The organism is Hydrogenovibrio sp. (genome assembly GCF_049975065.1).
Taxonomy (GTDB): Bacteria; Pseudomonadota; Gammaproteobacteria; order Thiomicrospirales; family Thiomicrospiraceae; genus Hydrogenovibrio.
The window spans coordinates 1-2,985 of record NZ_JBNGDN010000133.1; the positions used below are offsets into that span (position 1 = coordinate 1).

Genomic DNA, 2,985 nt, shown 5'->3' on the forward strand with positions numbered 1-2,985 from the left:
ACCACCGCAGGCGAAGCAATGTCCATTAATTTAGGGAGCCACATAATCAAACCTCAAGAATTCTATCCATCACTCTATGAGACCTTTGCACCAAAAGATCATTACCATCCATTATAGCCATAAGATGTCATCATTATGCAGCGACCTTGCTTATTGCTTGGTTCCACAAGCCATATTTTCTCAGCCGATCATCATCACGGTCACGGATACGACCGACTGAAGAATAGAAGAACTCAACGCCCGAGGGGATAAAGAGATTCAATCAGTAGTTCTTGAGGCAGTAGTTCTTGAGCCGACCAGAGCCGTCACATTTCCATCACACAACTTTTACAATTCGGTCACGCTTTGGCTTGTGTTTCTGGTTAGCATAAGCGCAACTGAACCTTTTAATCCTGCTAGAGTCGATTCAACCACTATGACCACCGCCAGCCCCCAACCCGCCACAAAAGACTTACTGAACTCCGCCGTTAACAACACCTCTTTGCTCAGTCGCAAGGGGATTCTGGATCGCTTGTTTACCAAGTGGTTCGACCGTTTGGTGTATCCGCAAATCTGGGAAGACCCAGAGGTGGATATTCGCGCCTTGGAACTGGATCAACACTCGCGCATTTTCACCATTTCCTCCGGCGGCTGCAATGCCTTAAATTACCTGACGGTGAAGCCCAACTCCATTACCGTGGTGGATTTAAACGAGGCGCACATCGCGCTCATCAATTTGAAGAAGGCGGCCTTGAAGCACCTGCCAGATCACGAATCCTTTTTCGACTTTTTCGGACGCGCCGACCGCGCCAAAAACCTCGATGCTTACGAAATTCACATCAAACCCCATCTCGATGAAAAAACCATCGACTATTGGGAAGGTCGCGAAGCCTTCTGGAAGCCGCGCCGCATTGAATATTTCACCGACGGATTTTATCGCCATGGTCTGCTGGGGCGTTTTATCGGGGCGATTCACTGGGTCAGCCGCCGCTTGGGCTACCACATTGAAAACGTCATGCAGGCTCGCACCCTGGACGAACAGCAACACTTGTTCAACGAACACGTTGCGCCGGTGTTTGACACCCGTTTAATGAAATTTCTCTGCAACCGCTCGGTGGTGATGTACAGCTTGGGCATTCCACCGGCACAGTTTGATGAGATGGATAAAGAGTCGAAACAGACGCAACAGGGCATGCACAATTTACTCAAAGAACGTGCGCGTCGTCTGGCTTGCGACTTTCCGCTGGAAGACAACTATTTCGCTTGGCAGGCCTTCAACCGCGAGTACGACATCAAGCATCGTCGTGCCCTGCCACGCTATCTGCAGCAAGCGCATTTTGAAACCTTGAAACACGAAATCGACCGCATTCAGGTACATCACCAGTCCATGACCGAACGTCTGAAAGCCATGCCCGCTAACAGTCTGAATGCGTATTTATTTCTGGATGCGCAAGATTGGATGAACGAAGCGCAACTATCGGAACTTTGGCAAGAAGTGAACCGCACCGCCATGCCGGGTGCCAAAGTGGTGTTCCGCACTGCGGGTGAAACCTCGCCATTGGAAGCGAAACTGCCGGAAGTCTTGCTGGCGGCTTGGCAAACGGACGTCGAAGCCAACCGTGCTTGGACACGTCAAGATCGTTCTGCCATCTACGGCGGCGTGCACCTTTACACGCGACAGGCGGATTAATGGCCAGACAAGGAACGGATGCCTTGGCTTACGCATCAACGGCTTCTTCAATGTCACCATCGGCCTACCCGCTATCGCCAAAATCGCGCTCGAGCTTGAGTTTTGAAGCAAACCGTTCGCTTCCGGCAGCAAACAAGGGGCACCAGCGAATCCCAGACGCCGTCGCCGCGCATCGCTACTTGGATGCGATAGACGCCTGCGGCGGAGTGCATCAGGCCATTCAAAATGTCGCCACCCGCTTAACGCTGGAAAACATTCAAAACGAATGGGTGCCCGTCACCGTCAACCAGACGGAATACGACAACAGCTACGTCTGCTCACCCTACACGGCCTATATATCCTATGCACGGGATGAGTTGGGGTTGCTGAATAATGTGTTTCTGGAAACCGCCCTGAAAGGCGTCATCGGACTCGGCAGCTTGACCTTAAAACAGGCCAAAATCAACCAAACGGTGTCGCTGAACAACTGGCTGGTGTCCACCAACTTGGTGCCCGACTGGTCGGAGGCCACCTTGCAAACACTGGTCACCGACCTGACCCAGCGTTACCCCGACCACAGTTTAAGCCTGAGATCCCTGAACGCCCGCACCGACGGCGACATGATGGCTCGCCTGAAAGCACACGGCTGGTTGCTGATTCCGGCAAGACAAGTGTATTTGTTCGACAACGAAAACACCGACTGGTGGAAGCGCAATAATTGCAAAAACGACCAACGCCTGTTGCGCAAAACCATTTTGCAATATGCCCCGGCCTCCGAACTGGAATACGAGGATTTTGCTGACATCGAACGGATTTTCACCCAACTGTTCATCGACAAGCATTCCATGCACAACCCGCAGTTCAGTGCCGACTTTCTTTATCATCTGCACAAGTCAGGCCTGGTGGATTTTCATACGTTTCGCGATTCCACCGGAAAAGTGGTGGCCGCCATCGGATTGTTCACGCAACGCGACATTATCACCACGCCGATTCTCGGCTACGACACCCGCTTGCCGAAATCGCTCGGCTTGTACCGTCTGCTGATGGCGGTGTTGTTGAAACACACCTATGAAAGTGGCCAACTGATGAATCTCAGTTCCGGTGCGGCAGAGTTCAAGCGGATGCGCGGCGGACAGCCGCACATTGAATACACCGCTTTTTACGTTAAGCATCTGCCACCCAAACGACGCCACCTCATGCAAGCGTTTGCTGGTTTGGTGAACCGAACGGCACCCAATCTATTCGAAAAACATCAACTTTAAACCCCAACCTTCAAGCGGGTTTGAACGGTTTTCGTTTGTCGGCATGAGATGTTTCGGCTTCGCTCAACATGACAG

2 protein-coding genes are annotated in these 2,985 nt (G+C 52.0%); both read left to right on the top strand.

The window, feature by feature from the left end:
- Positions 1–415 precede the first annotated feature (415 nt).
- Positions 416–1,669 (top strand): BtaA family protein, encoded by a 1,254-nt coding sequence (locus tag ACP5D0_RS10325; RefSeq protein ID WP_472365716.1) that lies wholly within the window; start codon positions 416–418, stop codon positions 1,667–1,669.
- A complete protein-coding gene (locus tag ACP5D0_RS10330; RefSeq protein WP_472365717.1) occupies positions 1,669–2,910 on the top strand; it encodes a GNAT family N-acetyltransferase in 1,242 nt (413 codons plus the stop codon). Before ACP5D0_RS10325 ends, ACP5D0_RS10330 begins: the two co-directional genes overlap by 1 nt.
- The last annotated feature ends 75 nt before the right edge of the window (positions 2,911–2,985 follow it).

What these genes read in the sequence shown, in the direction of transcription:
- ACP5D0_RS10325 (WP_472365716.1), top strand. Translation starts at nt 416, where the DNA reads ATGACCACCGCCAGCCCCCAACCCGCCACAAAAGACTTACTGAACTCC.
- ACP5D0_RS10330 (WP_472365717.1), top strand. Translation starts at nt 1,669, where the DNA reads ATGGCCAGACAAGGAACGGATGCCTTGGCTTACGCATCAACGGCTTCT.